A 20,713-nucleotide genomic window follows, 5' to 3' on the forward strand; every position below is an offset into this window, starting at 1 on the left:
CTGTCCCGCTTTCCGCCGGGGACACGCCCCGACGCCATATTCACAGCGGAGCGCCGCCCCAAGACAGCACCCGCAACTTTATGATCCGATTGCTGGGAAAAACCTGGCCTGTCGGCGCCGGCCCGTCTGCCGGCGACGGGAGGGGCTTAGCAGAGGTTGAGTTTTTTAGTCAACTACGTTTCTGACTTTTCCGCGATCCGCGCGTGATCGGGGCGCCGCCGTGCTGGCAGCGCCCCCTGCCCTGCCCTGCCCGCCGTCAATGCGCGGGCGGTTTGGCGCCGCGGGCGGGCGGCTTCATCGCCAGCGCCATGACGGCAAGCCCCACAAACAGCAGGGTCAGCAGCAGGAAGACATCGATGAAGGACATCACCACCGCCTGCCCCGCCACACGCTGTGCCAGCTGCGCCAGCGCCCCCTGCGCGCCGTCCAGCCCCTGCGCCGACAGAGTGGCGGCCATCTGGTCAAGCTGCCGCAGCGCCTCGGGGTTGGACCATGTCAGCGCCTCGTCCAGCCGGGCGGTGTGCAGCGCGCGCCGGTCGCTGAGCAGCGTGTTGATCAGCGCCAGCCCCACCGCGCCGCCAAGGTTGCGCATCAGGTTGTAAAGCCCCGAGGCGCCCTTCATCTTGTCGGGCGGCAGCGTGCCAAGCGCGAGGTTGTTGATCGGCACCATGCAGATCATCAGCGACATGCCGCGCAGGATCTGCGGCAGCAGCAGTTCCTGAAAATCCCATTCCGCCGTCATCCCGGTCAGCATCCATGACGACAGGCCAAAGCCCAGAAAGCCCACCAGCAGCATGGCCCGCAGATCCACGCGCGAGGCCAGCATCCCCGCCAGCGGCGCGGTGCAGAACATGGCAAGCCCCGACACGAACACGGTCTGCCCGGTCATCAGGCTGTCATAGCCCCGGACCGAAGACAGATAGAGCGGGTAAAGATAGGTCATGCCGTAAAGGCCGATGCCCATCACGAAGCTGAACACCGAACCGACCGCGAAGTTGGTATTGGCAAAGGCCGACAGATCCACCACCGGATCGCGCCGCGTGACGGCCCGCCAGAAGGTCAGGATGCCGCCCACCACCATGACGGCGAACAGGACCGCCACGGCCTCGTCCTGAAACCAGTCATTGCCGGGGCCTTCTTCCAGCACGAATTCCATGCCGCCCAGAAAGCAGGCCAGCGCGCCCAGCCCCAGCCAGTCGAACCGGTCGAAAAGCGACCAGTCGGGGCGGTCGAAATCGATCAGCGCCAGCGCGCCAAGGCTCACCAATATCCCCGCAGGCACGTTGACCAGAAACAGCCAGTGCCAGCTGAAGGTATGGCTGAGATAGCCGCCCACGGTCGGCCCCACGGTGGGCGCCAGCGTCGCGATCAGCCCGATCATCGGCGAGACGATGTTGCGCTTGCTGGCCGGAAAGATGGTGAAGGCGGCGGCAAAGACCGACGGAATCATGCCCCCGCCCAGAAAGCCCTGCACCCCGCGCCACAGGATCATTTCCGAGATGCTGCCCGAGGTCGCGCAGAGAAAGGAGGCGGCGGTGAAGCCCGCCGCCGACAGCGCGAACAGATACCGCGTGGACATCATCCGCGCCAGCAGCCCTGACAGCGGGATCATCACCACCTCGGCGATGAGATAGGATGTCTGCACCCACGAGATCTCGTCAGACGAGGCCCCCAGCCCCGCCTGAATCTCGGGCAGAGAGGCCGACACGATCTGGATGTCGAGAATGGCCATGAACATGCCAAACACCATGACGAGAAACGCCGCGACCCGGCGCGGCGTAAGGTCTGGTTCGGTGTCCTGTGTCGCCGTGCTCATTGCCGCACCTCCGCCACGGCGGTGCCCTCAGGCGCGGTGCGGCGGTCGATCTCCACCACCACCGACAGGCCCGCGCGCAGGCCTTGGGTGCCGTCGGGCAGATCGATCCGCACCGGCACGCGCTGCACGATCTTGGTGAAGTTGCCGGTGGCATTGTCCGCGGGCAAGAGCGAGAAGACCGAGCCGGTGGCGGGCGCCAGCGACACCACACGGCCCTCGATCTCGTGCCCCTCCATCGCGTCGATGCGGATCCGCGCGGTTTCGCCCGCCACGATCTCGGCCAGCTGGGTTTCCTTGAAATTCGCCTCCACATACAGGCCATGATCGGGCACCACCGCCGCCAGCCGAGCGCCGGGGCTGACCAGTTCGCCCTGTTCAATGGCGACATTGGCCACGGTGCCATCGAACGGCGCGCGCAGCACGGTCATGTCCAGATCGCGCTGCGCCTGAGCAACGGCAAGCTGCAGGTCGGCGCGGCTCGACTCCGTCTCGGCGCGCTGTGCCTGCAGCACCTCCACCTCGGCGCGCGCACCGGTGATGGCGGCTTCGGCAGCGGCAAGATTGGCGCGGGCGGTGTCCAGCGCGCCAGTGGCCTCATCAAGATCAGCCTGAGAAGTGACGCGGCGCGCGGCCAGATCTCGGGCGCGCTCCGCCGCCGTGCTGGCGGTGCGCAGGCTTGCCTGCGCCGCAGCGCGCTGCGCCTCTGCCTGTGTCACGGCGGCCTCGGCGGCGCTGACCTGCGCGTCGATCCGGGCCAGCGTGCGGTCCAGCGTCGGCAGCTTGGCCTGCGCCTGCTGCAGCGCGATGCGGTAATCGCCATCGTCGATGCGCACCAGCACCTCGCCCTGCCGGACATGCTGGTTCGCCTCCACCGGGATTTCGGCGACATAGCCTTCGAGCTTGGAGGAGACCAGCGACAGATCCGCCTGCACATAGGCATCGTCGGTCTCGATCAGGAACCGCCCCTCGCTCCACCACGACCAGCCCTGCCAGCCGCCCGCCAGAAGCGCCACCAGCGCGAGCCCGGCCAGCACGGGCCCCTTGCGGCGGCGGGGCGGCGGCGTGTCCATGGCCGAAGGGGTGGCGGTGGCGGGGTCGATCGGATCGTGGCGGGACATGAGCGTGACTTTCGGTGACATTGGCCCGGCCCATCGAACCGGGTGGTTCGACAGGCAGATAGGACGCTGGCGGGCAAAGATCAAGACTTCATCGAACCGAACAGTTCGATTATACAGGGCACATGACCCAGACTGATGCCCCTGCCCCGCCCTCGCCGAAACGCCGCCATGCTGCGGGTGCCGACCCTGACAAACGCCGCCAGATCCTGCGCGGCGCTTGGCAGGTGTTTCTGGAACAGGGATTTGACGCCGCCAGCATGAACGCCGTGTGCAAGGCGGCGGGCGTGTCGAAGGGCACGATCTATGTCTATTTCGAGCACAAGGAGGATCTGTTCTTTGCCTTGGTCGAGGACATGCGCGCGCGATTTTTCCGCGGCATCAGCGAACCTCTGGCCGGGCCGGGCTGCACCGAGGACCGGCTGCGCAGCTATGCCACCGGCCTTGCGCGGCAGCTGACCTCGGAAGAGGTGGTGCGGGCGCAGCGCATCGTGGTCGCGGTGGTGGAACGGATGCCACATCTGGGCCAGCGCTTCTACGATGCAGGGGCTCGGCATGTGCTGAGCGCGCTGTCGGACTGGCTGGCCGCCGAGGCCACGGCCGGGCGGCTGCGGATCGACGATCCCGAACTGGCCGCGCAGCAGTTTCTGGAACTGTCCACTGCCGGTCTCTGGCGGCAGCGGGTGTTCGGGCGCCGCCTTGCCCCGCCGGATGAGGCGGAGATCACCCGCACCGCCGAAGCTGCCGTGCGGGTGTTTCTGGCCGCTTACGGACCCGAGAGCTAGCGTGCCATCCAGCCGCCATCCACCGTCACGCAGCTGCCTGTGACATAGCCCGATCCCGGCGCGCAGAGAAACAGCACCGCGCTCATCAGATCCTCCGGCGCGCCCCAGCGCCCGGCGGGGATACGCTCCAGAATGGCTTGCGAGCGGTCGTCGTCGGCGCGCAGGGCGGCGGTGTTGTCCGTGGCGATGTAGCCCGGGGCGATGGCATTGACCGTGACCCCCTGCCCCGCCAGTTCGTTCGACATGGCCCGCGTCAGCCCAAGCAGCCCGTGCTTGGCGGCAGTATAAGACGCAACCCGGATGCCGCCCTGAAACGACAGCAGCGAGGCGATGTTGACGATCCGCCCCGGCACGCCGCGCGCCACCATCTGCCGCGCCGCCGCCTGCGCCAGCCCGAACGCGGCGGTCAGGTTGATCTGCAGGATCGCGTCCCAGTCGCTTTGCGGAAACTCCAGCAGGTCATGACGGCGGATCTGGCCCGCGTTGTTCACCAGAATGTCGACCGGACCGGCGCGGTCCAGCACCGCGTCGAAATCTTGTGCCGCGGACAAATCCACTTCCAGCGCGTCAAAGCTGCGGCCCATGGCGGTGATGCGCGCGGCGGTCTCCGGCATGGGGCTTGATCCCAGCCCGACGATATCGGCGCCAGCGGCGGCCAGCGCGGCACAGGCGGCCTGCCCGATGCCGCTGCGCGCGCCGGTGACCAGCGCGCGGCGTCCGGTCAGATCAAAGAGGGAGGCAAGATCGGGGATATCGGTCTTGGTCATGGCGGGGCCTTTCTGAAGGATGTGAGGACGGGGCCAGAGCTAGCAGCCGCAGCCGGGGCCGGAAAGCGGCGCGGTTACAGGCCGAAGGTGACATGCCCTTCGGCATCAATCTGCCAAGCCGGGTTCCACGCGATTTCCCAGGCATGGCCGTCCGGGTCGGCGACATAGCCGCGAAAGCCGCCATGCGGGGGCGCATCGGCTGGGCGCAGCACCCGTCCTCCGGCGCGGACCAGCCGTTCCATCAGCGGCGCCACCTCCGCCTCTGTGGCGACGTTATGTGCCAAGGCCATGGCGGCGGGACCGGCCTGCGGGGTCTGGCCCATATCCTCTGCCATCGCCTCGCGCTTGAAAATGCCCAGCAGGAAGCCGTTCATCTGATAGAACAGGATCTGCTCGTTCTGGAACACCGGCTGCCAGCCGAACCCTTCCGCGAGGAATTTCTGGGATTGCGCAAGATCTGCGCTGCCGAGGGTGATGACGGCGATCTGCTGCTGCATGGCGTTCTCCAATCCGGGGTGCAGGATCATTCTGCGGCTGGGAGGGCAGGGGTCAAGCGTGGCCTTGTCCGCGGACAAAAAGGTGCTGGTCATTGTCCGCGGACAAAGCGGGGCCGTCAGGTGGCCCGCGCCTGTTGTCGGGACAGCCGGTCGATCAGCGCCCAAGGATCGAAACCCTGCGACCGTCTGCCGCTGGTCAGCGCGCGGAAATAGGCACCAATCTGGCGCACCTTTCCCTGCAATTGCAGCACCGCCCAGATGGTCAGGGCCGTGCCGGTCTGGCCAAGCCGGTCTTCGGCCAAGCTGTAAGTGCTGGTGTCTATACCCATCATCGGCGCCAGCATCCGGGCATGGGCGACAACCTCCGCCACGGATCGCGGCTTTCCCTGCAGATAACTTGCGGCTTCGGGACAGGCGTGCAGCAGGGCAGGGATGGCGAGGCTTTGGTCTTTGGAATCTTTTTCTTCGGTATTTGACTTAAGATGGTGCCGGACAATCTGGCCGTCATCGCCGGACAGAATGCTGGCTGGCGGGGGGGTGTCCGTAGCCTGTAGCGGCTGCTCCGGCCAGTCCTGCAGCATCAGCTCCAGCGTCGCCAGATCGAGATTGCGGCGCAGCATCCGCCGGGCTTCCAGTGCCTCGGGATGCTGCGGCTCCAGATCCAGCACGCGGGACAGGGCTACGCGCAGGCGCTGGCGCAGAAAGCTGCGGCGACGGTCCATCTGGCGCTGTGCTTCGGCCAGATGCTGCAGCTCATCAAGCCGGGCAAAGAGCGGCGCAAGATCGAAGCCAAAGCGCAGCATGCCTTGGCCATCGGGATCATGGCAGGTGTAGCGTTTGCCATTGGGACTGTCATGGCGCATCAGCAGGCCGGCCTCCTCCAGCTTCACCACATGGCGGCGCAGGCTGCGTTCGCTGAGCCCGCTGCGCCGGAAAGTCAGCGTGGAGTTTGAGGCGAAGACCACGTCGTGCCGCCGCCGTGGTGGCAGGCAGGACAGCAGCACCTCCAAGGTTGCCACCACGGCAGGTTTCAGCCCAAGGCTTGGCGCCGCAAGCCGCAGGGTGTCGATGACGGCGAACCGGTCCGGCCGGGCGTCGTCTGCGGGCAAAGCTGCGCCCGGCCGCTCCCCGGTGGGGGCGGAAATCTGTGTAAAACCCATGGTGATGTCACGGCGGGCCGGACCCCGGGAGCCGGGCGCGCAAGGTCACAGCAGGGTTTTTCCCTGAAAAAGGCAAAAACTCTGGGTCAGCCGAATCGGCTGTTCTTGACTGTGGCGGAGAAGCTGGTAAATCTGAGGGTGCTAAGCAACAGATTGGGCTCTCCGGGGGTGACCTTGGGGGGCTCTTTCTTTTTGGTGCGGCGGCGCTTTGTGCTCCTTGTTGTTGCTGCTCGAAAGGGTGGGCTCAGTCCGTTCCGGCTTTCCACGCCGCATAGAGGCGCAGCAGTTCCGGGGCGGCATTCTCGCGCATCCAGCGGGTGAACTCCGGCTGGTCACTGGCGGAGAATTTCAGGGTCAGGGCACGCGGCGTGTCGCGGATCTCGGCGATCTGGACGCCGTCCTCGGTGCTGACCGGCAGGGCAGGGGGGCTGCCTGCGGCGACACGGTCGACCTTGGCGGCACGCGCCACGCGGTCAGCCAGACGGGAAAACCGGTCATCCGATCCCAGACCCTCAGTGCTGTCGGCAAGCTCGGTCACCAGCGCGTCAAGATCGGGGGCGCGGTCCAGCACCACATTGGCCAGATCCTCCCACCGTCTGCGGCCCACGCCATGGGCGGGGCCGATCCAGTGCACCACCGGGGCGGGCAGGGCGCGCGCCACCTTGTTCATGCGTGACAGCATGGGCTTGTCCACCGCCAGCGCGTCAAGGATCACCGCCTGCTCATAGCCGGTATCGGCCAGTTCGGCCGCAAACAGCGCCTTTTCGATGAAGCTGGGATCCAGCCGCAGGCTGTTTTCCTGCCCCTGCGCCAGAATCGCCTGCGCATCGTCCAGCGACCGCACCAGCGCCTTGGCGGGCTGGCCCAGAAGCCGCAGCGCCCGCAGACGGCGGCGGCCATAGACGATGCGGAACCGTCCGGGCTGGTCGGGCAGGGGGCGCACCATGATGGGCACCTGCTGGCCATGCGCGCGGATGCTTTCGGCCAGATCGGCCACGTCGGCATCGCTGAACTCCAACCGGTCCTTGGGGCCGCCCGCGTCGATCAGCGCGGGGTCAATCTCGCGCACCGCATTGCTGGACAGATCGCGCAGCGTCGATTTCATGCCGGTCATGGCGCCGGTGGCCGGAAAGCGGGTGCGCTGCTCTGCCGGGTCGGCAGCGGCAGGCGGGGGCGGAGGGGTAAAGATGTTGCGCCGTGCCATCAGCCTGCCTTTCTGCCCCAGGCCTGCTGGATGGCCTGTTCGAATTCATCGGCAACCCCGTTCACGCTTTCCAGAATGCGGTCCAGCGTCTTGCGCACCACCTGCCCGGGATCAAGTTCGTAGATCGTCTGCTGGGTCATGCCCGCGTCAGAGATGGCGGTGGATTTCAGCATCGGCGTGGTCAGCACCTGATCCAGCAGGATCGACCGCAGGAACCCCGCCATCTGCGACTGCGGCACGTCGGTGGGTTCGTAGCGGGCCACGAGGAATTTCAGGAATTTCCAGTCAGTGGGGCCTGTCGCCTCTTCCAGAGTTCTGACGGTTTCTCCAGCCATTTCAAGGAATTGCGCCATGGACGCCACGTCCAGCATCGAGGGCACGACGGTGATCAGCAGCCCCGTGGAGGCCAGAAGCGCCGTCATCGTGGTGAAGCCAAGCTGCGGCGGGCAGTCGATGATCACCAGATCATATTCGGCCTCCACCTCGTCCAGCGCGATGGCCAGCCGCTGGGTAAAGGGCGGATCCAGCCGGTGCTGCAGCGCATAGGCGGTCTCGGTCTCGTATTCCGACAGCATCAGCCCGGCGGGGGCCAGATCCAGCTTGTGGAAATAGGTCTTGCGGATGACCTGACTCAGCGGCACCGGATCTTCGTAACGCAGCGCGTCATAGACCGTGCCTCCGGCGGCGAATTCAATCTCGGGGCGGTAGCCGAACATGGTGGTCAGGCTGGCCTGCGGATCCATGTCGATGGCCAGCACGCGATAGCCGCGCAGGGCATAACGCTGCGCGAGATGGATCGCGGTGGTGGTCTTGCTGGAGCCACCCTTGAAATTGACGATGGAGATGATCTGCAGCCCGTCACCGTCGCGGCGACCGGGCAGATAGGCGTCGCCATTGCGTCCGGTGCGGGCCATGACCTCGCGGATCGTGTCGATCTCGGCGGCGGAATAGAGCCTGCGACCACGCGCGTCGGTCTCCACCTCGGGGAAATCCCCCTCCTGATGGCGGGTGCGCAGGTTCGACATGCTGATGCCGGTCAGTTCCGAGACTTCGGCAGGATGAAACTTGCGCAGCGATTTGCGGCTGTCCGGCTGGAAGCTGTTGCGCATATGATCGTTGAGCGCGTCCGACAGGCGGGCGGCGTTGCTGCTGATCGTCTCGGCGATCGACCCCGGCAGGGGAAGTTCGGTCGTCTGGTTCATGCTGCCCTCGGGTCTTTTGTTGGACCTCTTGTCTGTCGTCGCACAAACGCGCCTATGGCGCAATCAGGCGACAATGAAACTTCTGGCACGCAACTTGGCAGCAAACAACAGCTTTTTCAGCGGGCGGCAAGAAACTGTGCCGGGGCAGGCTTTGACGGGATCTGAAGATCCGCCATCAAGCTCATGAAATGACTGTGAAATAATCGCTTGTGGATAAGTTGGGCCAAACGCCGCGAAATGCGGTCTTGGGCGGGCGTGCAGGGCAGGGCGCGGGGCGCCTGCAGAATCGGTGGAACAGGGGCGGCGCTTCAGCGCCGCCGGGGCACGCCCTGCGGCGGCACGCGCTTTGCCGGCAGTTCGATGTTGATCTCGAGGCTGGAGAAGTCGTCGCCGCGTTCCATGCGCACGTCGACCGCGTCATTGTCGATCTGCATGTGGCGGCGCACCACCTCCAGAATGTCGCGCTGCAGCTGCGGCAGGAAGTCCGGGGCCTCCGCACTGCTGCCGCGCTCATGCGCGAGAAGGATCTGCAGCCGCTCCTTGGCGGTCTGCCCCGAGGACTGTTTGCGGGGCCACAGGCCGAATCCGAATTTCTTCATGCCGACCGCCCGAACAGCCGGTTGAAGAAGCCGGGCCGTTTCTCGTCTTCGATCCGCATGTCGACCTTGTCGCCCAGAAGCCGCGCCACCGCGTCCTCATAGGCAGCGCTGGCATTGGAGGGCTCGTCCAGCACCACCGGCACGCCGACGTTGGAGGCACGCAGCACCGCCGTGCTTTCGGGGATGATCCCCAGAAGCGGCACGGCAAGGATTTCCAGCACGTCCTCGAGCGACATCATCTCGCCCTTCTTGATGCGGGCGCTGTCGTAGCGGGTCAGCAGCACCTGCGCCTTGATCGGCTCGCCACCTTCTTCGGCGCGCTTGGTCTTGCTGGCCAGAAGCCCCAGCACCCGGTCGCTGTCGCGGACCGAGGACACTTCGGGGTTGGTCACCACGATGGCCTCGTCGGCGAAATACATCGCCAGCTGCGCGCCGCGTTCGATGCCCGCCGGGCTGTCGCAGATGATGTAGTCGAATTCCTCGCGCAGTTCGGCCAGCACCTTTTCCACGCCTTCGGTGGTCAGCGCGTCCTTGTCGCGGGTCTGCGAGGTGGGCAGCACCGACAGCGTGTCCAGCCGCTTGTCCTTGATCAGCGCCTGTTTCAGCCGGGCCTCGCCCTGAATCACGTTGATGAAGTCAAAGACCACGCGGCGTTCGCAGCCCATGATCATGTCGAGGTTGCGCAGGCCCACGTCAAAGTCGATGACGACGGTCTTGTGCCCGCGCTTGGCAAGCGCGGCGCTGATGGCTGCGGCAGAGGTGGTCTTGCCGACGCCCCCCTTGCCGGACGTGACGACGATGATCTTGCTCACTCTCTGGTCCTCATTGGAATCCGGTGTCATCCGAGCGCCTCCACACAAAGGTTCTGATCCCGAAGGAAGACCTGCACGGCTTTCCGCCGCAGATGCTCCTCCAGATGTTCGTTGGTCCGGTAGAGCCCGGCAATGGCCAGAAGCTCGGCATCGAGGTTCTGGCAGAAGATACGCGCATTTTCGTTGCCATCGACACCCGCCATGGCGCGGCCGCGCATCCGGCCATAGACATGGATGTTGCCGCTGGCGATCAGTTCGGCGCCCGAGGCCACGGATCCCACCACGATCAGATCACCGCGTTCGGCATAGATCAGCTGACCGGAGCGCACCGGCACCGTCACCAGCTTGTTGGCCGGATCGTGCAGCCGGGCGGCGGCATCGGCGCGGCGGCGCGACCGGGTTTCTTCGCGCACGGGCGTGTCGCGCCCGCCGGAGACCGGGATCAGCCCGGCTTCGGTCGCGATGCGCACCTGTTCGGGTCCGGCATTCTGGAACCCGAACACCGCAAGCTTGCGCGCGCGCAGCGCGTCGATCAGCGCGCGCAGCGCGTCCGGATCCGACAGGTTGGTGGCCAGATCCAGATCCAGCACCATGGGCGCGTCGGTATAGAACTGCGGCGTCTGGCGCAGCTGCAGATCCAGCGCCTCGAAAAACGCCGCGTCCACGGGCGCATCCTCGGGACGCAGGGCCACGGCGGTCAGGAACCGTCCCCGGATCTGGAAGGGGCGGATGGTGGTGACGGGGCCGTCACGGGATGTCTGGTCTTGCGTGGGCACGCCTTGTCCTGCGCTCCTGCTCGGATGCGGGCGCGGATTCGACTGCGCACCGCCTGATCTTCCTCCCTAGTGCCTTGCCGGGCTGGGGTCCATCGCGTGCCGCTGGTTTTTATGGGCTAAGCGGGGCCTTGCCGGGGGTCTTATGCTCAATGCCGGTATTGCGGTTCTTCGGCATCAAGCTGACGGCGCAGCGCCGCCAGATGCAGCCGGGCCGACTCCGCGTCGCCCTCGCGCATCTGGTCATAGGCCGCCTGCGCGATCGCTGGATCGACCGGCAGCACCGCCCGCCCGGTGGACATGGCCAGCACCTGCACCTCTGCCGCGCGTTCGAGATAGTAAAGATCATCCCACGCCTCGGCGATGGTGGGGGCCAGCACCATGACGCCATGATGCTTCATGAAGATGATGTCGGCATCGCCCACGGCGCCTGCGATGCGCGCGCCCTCGGTCGCATCCAGCGCGAGCCCGTTGTAATCCTCGTCCACTGCGGTGCGGCCATAGAATTTCAGCGCGGTCTGCCCCGCCCAGACCAGCGGCGGGCCTTCGGTCATCGACAGGGCGGTGGCATAGGGCATGTGGGTGTGAAAGGCGACGCGGGCGCGCGGCACGCGGCGATGCACCTCGGCATGGATGAAAAACGCGGTGGCCTCCGGCTCGCCGTCGCCGTCCAGCACGTTGCCGTCGAAATCGCAGATCAGCAGCTGCGATGCGGTGATCTCGCGGAAGGCGCGGCCATAGGGATTGACCAGAAACAGGTCGTCATGGCCCGGCACCACCGCAGAGAAGTGGTTGCAGATCCCCTCCTCGAAGCCGTTGCGGGCGGCCATGCGGAAACAGGCGGCCAGATCCTCGCGCGCGGTGCGGATCGCGTCGCTGGCAAGGTCGGGCCGGTTCGAACGCCGCGCGACCGCGGCAGGGGAGGCGGGGGTCTGCAGGGGATGGGCCATGATCTTCCTTTATCCTGTGGCAGGAGCCTGCCGCGCGTTTCGGCACAGCGCAAGCCCCTGCTTGGTCGGTCTAGCGCCCGTGGTCCTTGCGCCATGCCTCGAACGCCTCGCGGTGTTCGTCCTTGGTGCAGGGGTAAAGCCCGATGATCGACTGGCCCGCCTTCACCTGCTCCACCACAAAATCCTCGTAGGCGGTCATCTCCACCGCCTCGCTTGCCACCTCGTCCGCGATGGCGGCGGGAATGACGATGACGCAGTCGGCATCGCCCACCACGATGTCCCCCGGAAACACCGGCGTGTCGCCGCAGCCGATCGGGCCGTTGATCTCGATCGCCTCGTGCAGCGTCAGGTTGGTGGGGCTGGAGGGGCGGTGATGATAGGCGGGCATGTCCAGATCGCCGATGGAGGACGCATCGCGGAAGCCGCCATCGGTGACGATGCCCGCGCCGCCGCGCACCATCAGCCGGGTCACAAGGATGTCGCCCGCGCTGGCGGCGCGCGCGTCCTTGCGGCTGTCGATCACCATGACATGCCCCTTGGGGCACTGTTCGATGGCCTGCCGCTGCGGATGCTCGGGATTGCGGAATTCGACCAGCTGGTTGCGGTCCTCGCGCGCGGGCATGTAGCGCAGGGTGAAGGCGGGGCCGACCATGTTGACCCCCTTGGCCTTGACCGGGTGCACGCCCTGGATGACCTGGGAACGCAGGCCGCGCTTGTACAGCGCGGTGGCCAGCGTGGCGACGGACACACCCATCAGCTTGTCGCGGGTTTCGGGATTCATTGGCGGCGCTCCTTCGGGCTGGGTCTGCATCAGAAAATGTCGGGTTCGCCCGCGGCAGGACCGAAGCCGCGTTCGAGGAAGTCGAAATCGCAGCCCTTGTCGGCCTGCAGCACGTGTTTGGAGAACATCCAGCCATAGCCGCGCTGGAACCTCGGCTCGGGCGGGGTCCATGCGGCGCGGCGCGCCTCCAGCTCCTCTTCGGAGACCAGCATGTCAAGCCGCCGCGCGGGCACGTCCAGCCGCACGATATCGCCGGTTTTCAGCAGCGCCAGCGGCCCGCCGACATAGCTTTCCGGCGCCACATGCAGCACGCAGGCGCCATAAGAGGTGCCCGACATCCGCGCGTCGGAAATCCGCAGCATGTCGCGATGGCCCTGCTTGATCAGCGCCTTGGGGATCGGCAACATGCCCCATTCCGGCATGCCCGGCCCGCCCTGCGGCCCGGCATTGCGCAGCACCAGCACGTGATCGGGCGTCACCTCCAGCGTCTCGTCGTCGATGGCGGCCTTCATCTCGGGGTAGCTGTCGAAGACCAGCGCGGGGCCTTCATGGACATAGTATTTCGGATCGCAGGCGGCGGGCTTGATGACCGCGCCATCGGGGCAGAGGTTGCCGCGCAGCAGCGCCAGCGAGCCTTCGTGATAGACCGGGTTCGACAGCGGGCGGATCACGTCGTCATTATAGACGACGGCGCCTTCAAGGTTTTCGCCCAAGCTCTTGCCGGTGACGGTCAGGCAGGACAGATCCAGCCGTTCCTCAAGCTGCTTCATCAGCGCGCGCAGCCCGCCCGCGTAGAAGAAATCCTCCATCAGGTAATCCTTGCCGGAGGGGCGGACATTGGCGATCAGCGGCGTGGTGCGCCCCAGCGCGTCCAGATCATCCAGCGTGAATTCGACGCCCGCGCGGCGGGCCATGGCGATCAGATGCACCACGGCATTGGTGGAACAGCCCGTGGCCATGGCGGTGACGGCGGCATTGCGCACGGCGGCATCGGTGATGATGCGGTCGGGGGTCAGCTCTTCGTGCACCATCTCGACGATGCGGCGGCCACAGGCGGAGGACATGCGCTGGTGTCCGGCATCGGCAGCCGGGATCGACGAGGCGCCGGGCAGGGTCAGCCCCATCGCATCGGTGATCGCCGTCATGGTCGAGGCGGTGCCCATGGTCATGCAGGTGCCGACCGAACGGGCGATGCCGCCCTGAATCCCCAGCCATTCCTCGTCGGAAATGTTGCCCGCGCGGCGTTCGTCCCAGTATTTCCACGCATCCGACCCCGATCCGAGGATCCGGCCGGCATAATGGCCGCGCAGCATCGGCCCGGCGGGCAGGTAGATCATCGGGATCCCGGCGGTGATGGCGCCCATCACCAGCCCCGGCGTGGTCTTGTCGCAGCCACCCATCAGCACCACGCCGTCAAACGGGTGAGAGCGGATCATCTCCTCCGTCTCCATGGCCAGCATGTTGCGATAGAGCATCGAGGTCGGCTTGGTGAAGGACTCGTCCACCGACAGCGACGGCATTTCCACCGCGAAGCCGCCCGCCTGCGCCACGCCGCGCTTCACGTCCTGCGCGCGTTCGCGGAAATGGCCGTGGCAGGAATTCATCTCGGACCATGTGTTCAGGATGCCGATGATCGGTTTGCCGCGGAAATCTTCCTCGGAATAGCCAAGCTGCATCATGCGCGAGCGGTGACCGAAGCTGCGCAGGTCATCGGGGGCGAACCAGCGGTCGCTGCGCAGCTTGGTGCTGCCTTTGGTCGGATCCTGTGCCATGGGGGCCTCCTCTGCTTTGGGCCTCATGTATGCGCATTCATCATACATGGTCAATCCCGGATTCAGCTCCATATATGGGCCGCTTTTGGGTTGAGACAGCCCATGTATCCGCATACAAGCTCAGGCAAGACTGATCGCGGCGAAAGGCGGGCGCATGCACATCCCGGACGGCGGCGAGCCGAAATCCCGGCGGGGCCGGGGGGTGACCATGCAGGATGTGGGCCGCATGGCGGGCGTGTCGCAGGTCACCGTCTCGCGCGCGCTCAGCGATCCCGCCAAGGTGTCGCCCGACACGCTGCGCCGCATCACTCAGGCCATCGAGGCGACGGGATTTGTGCCCAATGCGCTGGCGGGCGCGCTGGCCTCGCGCCGCAGCGGGCTGGTCACCGCGCTGGTGCCGTCGATCACCAACATCATCTATGCCTCCATGGTGCAGGCCTTCGGGCTGCGGATGCGCGACGCGGGCTATCAGATCCTGCTGTCGGAAACCGGCCTGACGCTGGAGGCCGAGGAAGAGACGCTGGCCCGCCACCTGTCGCGCCGTCCCGATGCGGTGCTGCTGACCGGCATCCATCATACGGCGCGCACGCGGCGGATGCTGCTGGCCTCCGGCATTCCGGTGGTCGAGGTCTGGGATTTCACCGAAACCCCCATCGACGCCTGCGTGGGCTTCGATCATGCGGCAACGGGCCGGGCGGTGGGCGATCTGGCCGCCGATCTGGGCCATGTGCAGGCGGCGACGGTCTGCGCGGGGGACGAACGCGCAAAGCGGCGCATGGCGGGCTTCGCCACGCAGTTCACGCGGCGCGGCGGGCAGGCGGTGCTGGAACTGGGTTATGACGATCAGGCGAGCCTTGCGGGCGGGCGTGCGGCGCTGGCGCGGCTGCTGGACGAGATGGGCTTTGACCGCGGGCTGGTCTTCTGCAGTTCCGACATCCTCGCCCATGGCGTGCTGATCGAGGCACAGGCGCGCGGGCTGCGCGTGCCGCAGGACATCGCCGTGGTCGGCTTCGGCGATCAGGAGTTTTCGGACGCCACCAATCCCCCGATCAGCACCGTGCATGTCGACCGCGAGGCCTTTGGCCGCGCTGCCGCCGAGGCGCTGCTGTCGGGCATCGAAGGGCGGCGCGACGGTCCCGCCGCGATTGACCTTGGATTTCGCATCCTGCGGCGCGGCTCGGCCTGAGTTCAGGGGCAATGTGAGCCGGGCTCATGATCGACATGCCGATTATGAATTGGCATAATGCAGCCCGATCCCTTAGACAGTGCCCTTCCAGACCAGAAGGAACATCCGCCCGTGTCCCGCACCGCTCTTCGCCGCTCCCCGGTATTCGCCCAGCTTGAGGCCGCCGCGCGCGACCGCATCCTGATCCTTGACGGTGCCATGGGCACGCAGATCCAGCAGCTGGGTCTGTCCGAGGGCGATTTTCAGGGCTGCGGCGGCGGCGCCTGTTCCTGCCATCTGCCCCATGCCACCGACCGCCCGCAGCAGGGCAACAACGACCTGCTGAACCTCACCAAGCCCGAGGCGATCGAAGACATCCATTACCGCTACGCGATGGCCGGGGCGGATATTGTCGAGACCAACACCTTTTCCTCCACCACCATCGCGCAGGCGGATTACGCGCTGGAGGCGGCGGTCCATGACCTGAACTTCCACGGCGCGCGGCTGGCGCGGCAGGCGATGGACCGGGCCGAGGCCGAGGATGGCCGCCACCGCTTTGTCGCGGGCGCGCTTGGGCCGACCAACCGCACCGCGTCGATCAGCCCGGATGTGAACAATCCCGGCTTCCGCGCCGTCAGCTTCGACCAGCTGCGCGTGGCCTATGCCGAACAGGCGCGCGCGCTGATCGAGGGCGGCGCCGACATCCTGCTGATCGAGACCATCTTCGACACGCTGAACGCCAAGGCCGCGATCTTTGCCTGTGAAGAGGTGTTCGCCGAACGCGGCGAACGGCTGCCGGTGATGATCTCGGGCACCATCACGGACCTGTCGGGGCGCACGCTGTCGGGGCAGACGCCCTCGGCCTTCTGGTATTCGGTGCGTCATGCGCAGCCGCTGACCGTGGGGCTGAACTGCGCGCTGGGGGCCAGCGCCATGCGTCCGCATCTGGCCGAACTGTCGGGCGTGGCCGAGACGCTGATCTGCGCCTATCCCAATGCGGGCCTGCCCAACGAGATGGGCGAATATGACGAGACGCCGGAACAGATGGCCGCGCAGGTGGCGGAATTTGCCCGCGACGGTCTGGTGAACATCGTCGGCGGCTGCTGCGGGTCGACCTATGACCACATCCGCGCCATCGCCAAGGCGGTGGAGGGCTTTGCCCCGCGCGCGCTGCCGACGCCCGCGCCGCTGATGCGGCTGTCGGGGCTGGAACCCTTCGTGCTGACGCCCGAGATCCCCTTCGTCAACGTGGGGGAACGCACTAACGTCACCGGCTCCGCCCGGTTCCGCAAGCTGATCACCAATGGCGACTATGCCGCCGCCCTCGACGTGGCGCGCCAGCAGGTGGAAAACGGCGCGCAGATCATCGACGTGAACATGGATGAGGGCCTGATCGACAGCAAGCAGGCGATGATCGAGTTCCTGAACCTGATCGCCGCCGAGCCGGACATCGCCCGCGTGCCGCTGATGATCGACAGCTCCAAATGGGAGGTGATCGAGGCCGGGCTGAAATGTGTGCAGGGCAAGTCCATCGTCAACTCCATCTCCATGAAGGAGGGCGAGGAGGCGTTCCTGCAGCAGGCGCGGCTGTGCCGGGCCTATGGCGCCGCCGTGGTGGTCATGGCCTTTGACGAACAGGGGCAGGCCGATACCGAGGCGCGCAAGGTCGAAATCTGCACCCGCGCCTATCAGCTTCTGACCGAGGACGTGGGCTTCCCGCCCGAAGACATCATCTTCGACCCCAATGTCTTTGCCGTGGCGACCGGGATCGAGGAGCACGACAATTACGGCGTGGACTTCATTCAGGCCACCCGGCGCATCACCGACACCTGCCCGCATGTGCATATCTCGGGCGGGGTGTCGAACCTGTCCTTCAGCTTCCGCGGCAACGAGCCGGTGCGCGAGGCGATGCACGCGGTGTTCCTGTATCACGCCATCCAGAACGGCATGGACATGGGCATCGTCAATGCGGGGCAGCTGGCGGTCTATGACCAGATCGACCCCGACCTGCGCGAGGCCTGCGAGGATGTGGTGCTGAACCGCACGCCCGCAAACGGCGGCACCGCCACCGAAAACCTGCTGGATCTGGCCGAGAAATATCGCGGGCAGGGCGGCGCCAAGGCCCGCGAAAAAGACATGAGCTGGCGCGAATGGACCGTGGAAAAGCGGCTGGAGCACGCGCTGGTCAACGGCATCACCGAATTCATCGACGCCGATACCGAAGAGGCGCGGCTGGTCGCCGAACGTCCGCTGCATGTGATCGAAGGCCCGCTGATGGCGGGCATGAACGTGGTGGGCGACCTTTTTGGCGCGGGCAAGATGTTCCTGCCGCAGGTGGTGAAATCCGCCCGCGTGATGAAACAGGCCGTCGCGGTGCTGCTGCCCTACATGGAAGAGGAAAAGCGCCTGTCGGGCGGCGAGGGCCGCGAAAGCGCCGGCAAGGTGCTGATGGCCACGGTGAAGGGCGATGTGCATGACATCGGCAAGAACATCGTCGGCGTCGTGCTGGCCTGCAACAATTACGAGATCCTCGATCTGGGCGTGATGGTTCCGGCGGAAAAGATCCTCGCCACCGCCAAGGCCGAAGGCGTGGACGTGATCGGGCTTTCGGGGCTCATCACGCCCTCGCTTGACGAGATGGTGCATGTGGCCTCCGAGATGGAGCGGCAGGGCTTCGACATCCCGCTGCTGATCGGCGGCGCCACCACCAGCCGCGTGCATACGGCGGTGAAGATCCATCCGCGCTACAGCAAGGGGCAGACGGTCTATGTGACCGATGCCAGCCGCGCGGTGGGGGTGGTGTCCTCGCTGCTGTCGCCGGTGCAGAAGCCGCAATATGTGGCCAATGTTCAGGGCGAATATGCCGATCTGGCGGAAAAGCACGCCCGGGCCGAACTGGCCAAGAAACGCCTGCCGCTGGAGGATGCCCGCGCCAACGCGCTGCGGCTCGACTTCCCCGGCACGCCCGCGCCCGGGTTTCTGGGCACCAAGGTCTATCAGGACTGGGATCTGGCGGATCTGGCGCGCTACATCGACTGGACGCCGTTCTTCCAGACATGGGAGCTGAAGGGCGTCTATCCGCGCATCCTTGACGATCCCGCGCAGGGCGAGGCGGCGCGGGCGCTGTTTGCTGACGCGCAGGAGATGCTGGCGCGGATCATCGCGGAGAAATGGTTCAACCCGCGCGCCGTGGTGGGCTTCTGGCCCGCCAATGCGGTGGGGGATGACATCCGGCTTTACACCGATGACAGCCGGACCACGCCGCTGGCCACCTTCCACACCCTGCGCCAGCAGACCACCAAGCGCGGCGACCGGCCCAATGTGGCGCTGTCGGATTTTGTCGCCCCCGAAGGGGTGGCGCCGGATTATGTCGGCGGGTTCGTGGTGACGGCGGGCATCGAGGAAGAGCGCATCGCCAAAGAGTTCGAGGCGGGCAATGACGATTATTCCGCCATTCTGGTCAAGGCGCTGGCTGACCGCTTCGCCGAAGCCTTTGCCGAACGGATGCACGAGATTGTGCGCACCGACCTGTGGGGCTACGCGCGGGAGGAATCCTGCGCGCCCGAGGATCTGATCGCGGAACGTTATGACGGCATCCGCCCGGCGCCGGGCTATCCCGCCCAGCCCGACCATACCGAAAAGACCACGCTGTTCTCGCTGCTGGACGCCACCGCCACCACCGGGGTGGAACTGACGGAAAGCTTCGCGATGTGGCCGGGCTCGTCGGTCTCGGGGCTCTATATCGCGCATCCGGGCAGCTATTACTTCGGCGTGGCGCGGGTGGAACGCGATCAGGTCGAGGATTACGCCGCGCGCAAGGGCATGACGCTGGCCGAGGTGGAGCGCTGGCTGGGGCCGATCCTGAACTATGTGCCGAATGGCGTGGACACGCTGGCCGCACAGTAACCCGCCCGATGCGGGTCCGCGCAGCGCGCTGCCTTCGGGTTGACGCGGGCCGGACCCGGGGGCATCCCTTGCACCGGAGAAAACCGCCCCGGATCAAAGGACTGCCGCCATGAGCATCACCGCAACCACGCTTCGCCCCGTGTCGGATACCGGGCTTGAGGTGACCGCGCTGGGGCTGGGCAGCGCGCCGCTTGGCGGGCTTTACGGCGATGTGCCCCGCACCGAGGCGCTGGCCGTGATCGAGGCGGCATGGGACCGGGGCCTGCGCTATTTCGACACCGCGCCCATGTATGGCCTGACCCGGTCAGAGCATCTGATGGGCCATGTGCTGCGCGAAAAATCCGAAGGCTTCACGCTGTCCACCAAGGTCGGGCGCCTGATGACCACCGCGCGCGCCGGTCGCGACCTGCCGCCGCCGCCCAAGAAGAACCGCCTTGATCCCGGCTTCGCCAATGCGCTGCCCTTCCGGGAGGTGTTCGATTACAGCTATGACGCCATCATGCGCAGCTATGACGACAGCCAGCAGCGGCTGGGGCTGACCCGGCTCGATCTGCTTTTCGTGCATGACATCGGCAGCCTCACCCATGGCGAGGCGCAGCCCCGCCACTGGGAGGCGCTGACCAAGGGCGGCGGCTTCCGCGCGCTGCAGGAGCTGAAGGCGGCGGGCGACATCAGGGGGTTTGGCCTTGGCGTCAACGAATGGCAGGTGATCCGCGACGCGCTGGAAGAAACCGATCTGGATTGCTGCCTGCTGGCGGGGCGCTATTCGCTGCTCGACCGTGACGCGGAAGACACCTTCCTGCCGCTGGCGCAGGCGCGCGGCGTCGCGCTGATGCTGGGCGGCGTGTTCAATTCCGGCATCCTTGCCGCCCCGAAAGGGGCGCGGCAGATGTTCAACTATGCCGAGGCGCCCGCGGCCATCGTGGCCCGCGCCGATGCGCTGCGGTCGGTCTGCGACGATCACGGCGTGTCGCTGGGGGCTGCCGCGCTGCGCTTCCCGCTGCGGCATCCGGCGGTCACCAGCGTGGTGATCGGCGCCAAATCCCCCGACCAGCTGCACCAGAATGTCGACTGGTTCGGCACCGACCTGCCCGACAGCCTGTGGTCCGATCTGGACGCAGCGCTGGCCAATGCCCCCGCTGCCTGAGGAGAGCCGCGATGCTGAAATCTGTAGACCCCCTGCTGACCGGCGATCTGCTCGCCATCCTGCGTGACATGGGCCATGGCGACGAGATCGTCGTGGTGGATGGCAATTTCCCCGCAGCCTCTGTGGCGCAGCGTCTTGTGCGCCTGCCCGGCATCGCCGCCGACCGTGCCGCCGAAGCGATCCTGTCGCTGCTGCCGCTCGATGATTTTGTCGACCAGCCCGCCGCCGCCATGGCCAGCCCCGATGGCCGCCCCGAGATCTA

18 protein-coding genes are annotated in these 20,713 nt (G+C 66.4%); 5 read left to right on the forward strand and 13 right to left on the reverse strand.

The genetic code is table 11. The features are described from left to right. Nucleotides 1–256 precede the first annotated feature (256 nt). Together BLR51_RS06480 and BLR51_RS06485 are read right to left on the reverse strand one after the other, a co-directional pair. Nucleotides 257–1,816: a DHA2 family efflux MFS transporter permease subunit gene (locus BLR51_RS06480; RefSeq protein WP_089845130.1), complete on the reverse strand. Its 1,560-nt coding sequence runs from the start codon at nt 1,814–1,816 to the stop codon at nt 257–259. Next, entirely contained in the window at nt 1,813–2,955 is a 1,143-nt protein-coding gene (locus BLR51_RS06485) for an HlyD family secretion protein (protein ID WP_089845132.1), read from the reverse strand. The genes BLR51_RS06480 and BLR51_RS06485 overlap by 4 nt, the downstream gene beginning before the upstream one ends. A gap of 101 nt (nt 2,956–3,056) precedes the next feature. Between BLR51_RS06485 and BLR51_RS06490 the strand changes: the two genes are divergently transcribed. Next, entirely contained in the window at nt 3,057–3,716 is a 660-nt protein-coding gene (locus tag BLR51_RS06490; protein WP_089845134.1) for a TetR/AcrR family transcriptional regulator, read from the forward strand. Here BLR51_RS06490 and kduD read toward each other — a convergent pair. The 11 genes from kduD to araD all read right to left on the reverse strand — a co-directional run bounded on the left by kduD (nt 3,713) and on the right by araD (nt 14,233). Continuing rightward, nucleotides 3,713–4,483: a 2-dehydro-3-deoxy-D-gluconate 5-dehydrogenase KduD gene (gene kduD, locus BLR51_RS06495; protein ID WP_089845136.1), complete on the reverse strand. Its 771-nt coding sequence runs from the start codon at nt 4,481–4,483 to the stop codon at nt 3,713–3,715. The two genes, BLR51_RS06490 and kduD, sit on opposite strands and share 4 nt — an antisense overlap. Before the next feature lie 74 nt (nt 4,484–4,557). Continuing rightward, the gene (locus tag BLR51_RS06500; RefSeq protein WP_089845216.1) at nt 4,558–4,980 is read right to left on the reverse strand and encodes a VOC family protein; all 423 of its coding nucleotides are present in this window, start codon (nt 4,978–4,980) and stop codon (nt 4,558–4,560) included. Nucleotides 4,981–5,096: 116 nt separating this feature from the next. Next, the gene (repC, locus tag BLR51_RS06505; protein WP_089845138.1) at nt 5,097–6,140 is read right to left on the reverse strand and encodes a plasmid replication protein RepC; all 1,044 of its coding nucleotides are present in this window, start codon (nt 6,138–6,140) and stop codon (nt 5,097–5,099) included. 244 nt (nt 6,141–6,384) lie between these two features. Then, nucleotides 6,385–7,344 (reverse strand): plasmid partitioning protein RepB, encoded by a 960-nt coding sequence (gene repB / locus BLR51_RS06510; protein WP_089845139.1) that lies wholly within the window; start codon nt 7,342–7,344, stop codon nt 6,385–6,387. Next, nucleotides 7,344–8,546 carry a plasmid partitioning protein RepA gene (gene repA, locus BLR51_RS06515; RefSeq protein WP_089845141.1) on the reverse strand — a complete coding sequence of 401 codons (1,203 nt, stop codon included), beginning with the start codon at nt 8,544–8,546 and terminating at the stop codon, nt 7,344–7,346. The genes repB and repA overlap by 1 nt, the downstream gene beginning before the upstream one ends. A 308-nt stretch (nt 8,547–8,854) precedes the next feature. Beyond that, nucleotides 8,855–9,145, reverse strand: a complete 291-nt coding sequence (gene minE, locus BLR51_RS06520; protein ID WP_089845143.1) for a cell division topological specificity factor MinE — start codon at nt 9,143–9,145, stop codon at nt 8,855–8,857. Then, entirely contained in the window at nt 9,142–9,987 is an 846-nt protein-coding gene (gene minD / locus BLR51_RS06525) for a septum site-determining protein MinD (protein WP_089845144.1), read from the reverse strand. Before minD ends, minE begins: the two co-directional genes overlap by 4 nt. After that, nucleotides 9,984–10,733 (reverse strand): septum site-determining protein MinC, encoded by a 750-nt coding sequence (gene minC, locus BLR51_RS06530; protein WP_230796362.1) that lies wholly within the window; start codon nt 10,731–10,733, stop codon nt 9,984–9,986. The genes minD and minC overlap by 4 nt, the downstream gene beginning before the upstream one ends. Before the next feature lie 146 nt (nt 10,734–10,879). After that, complete coding sequence (locus tag BLR51_RS06535) at nt 10,880–11,680, reverse strand: aldolase (RefSeq protein WP_089845146.1); 801 nt, start codon at nt 11,678–11,680, stop codon at nt 10,880–10,882. A 70-nt stretch (nt 11,681–11,750) separates the two neighbouring features. After that, nucleotides 11,751–12,461, reverse strand: a complete 711-nt coding sequence (locus BLR51_RS06540) for a ribonuclease activity regulator RraA (protein ID WP_089845147.1) — start codon at nt 12,459–12,461, stop codon at nt 11,751–11,753. A 29-nt stretch (nt 12,462–12,490) separates the two neighbouring features. After that, nucleotides 12,491–14,233, reverse strand: a complete 1,743-nt coding sequence (araD, locus tag BLR51_RS06545) for an L-arabinonate dehydratase (protein WP_089845149.1) — start codon at nt 14,231–14,233, stop codon at nt 12,491–12,493. A 154-nt stretch (nt 14,234–14,387) separates the two neighbouring features. On the opposite strand from araD, the gene BLR51_RS06550 reads away from it, so the two are divergent. The 4 genes from BLR51_RS06550 to BLR51_RS06565 all read left to right on the forward strand — a co-directional run. After that, a complete protein-coding gene (locus tag BLR51_RS06550; protein ID WP_242656659.1) occupies nt 14,388–15,419 on the forward strand; it encodes a LacI family DNA-binding transcriptional regulator in 1,032 nt (343 codons plus the stop codon). Nucleotides 15,420–15,530: 111 nt separating this feature from the next. Beyond that, nucleotides 15,531–19,304 (forward strand): methionine synthase, encoded by a 3,774-nt coding sequence (gene metH, locus BLR51_RS06555; RefSeq protein WP_242656660.1) that lies wholly within the window; start codon nt 15,531–15,533, stop codon nt 19,302–19,304. A 109-nt stretch (nt 19,305–19,413) separates the two neighbouring features. Beyond that, nucleotides 19,414–20,451 (forward strand): aldo/keto reductase, encoded by a 1,038-nt coding sequence (locus BLR51_RS06560; RefSeq protein ID WP_089845153.1) that lies wholly within the window; start codon nt 19,414–19,416, stop codon nt 20,449–20,451. Between the two features lie 11 nt (nt 20,452–20,462). Next, a partial coding sequence (locus BLR51_RS06565; RefSeq protein ID WP_278184852.1) for an RbsD/FucU family protein occupies nt 20,463–20,713 on the forward strand: 251 nt, incomplete at its 3' end.

Origin of the sequence: Salipiger marinus (assembly GCF_900100085.1) — a bacterium.
GTDB classification, from domain to species: domain Bacteria; phylum Pseudomonadota; class Alphaproteobacteria; order Rhodobacterales; family Rhodobacteraceae; genus Salipiger; species Salipiger marinus.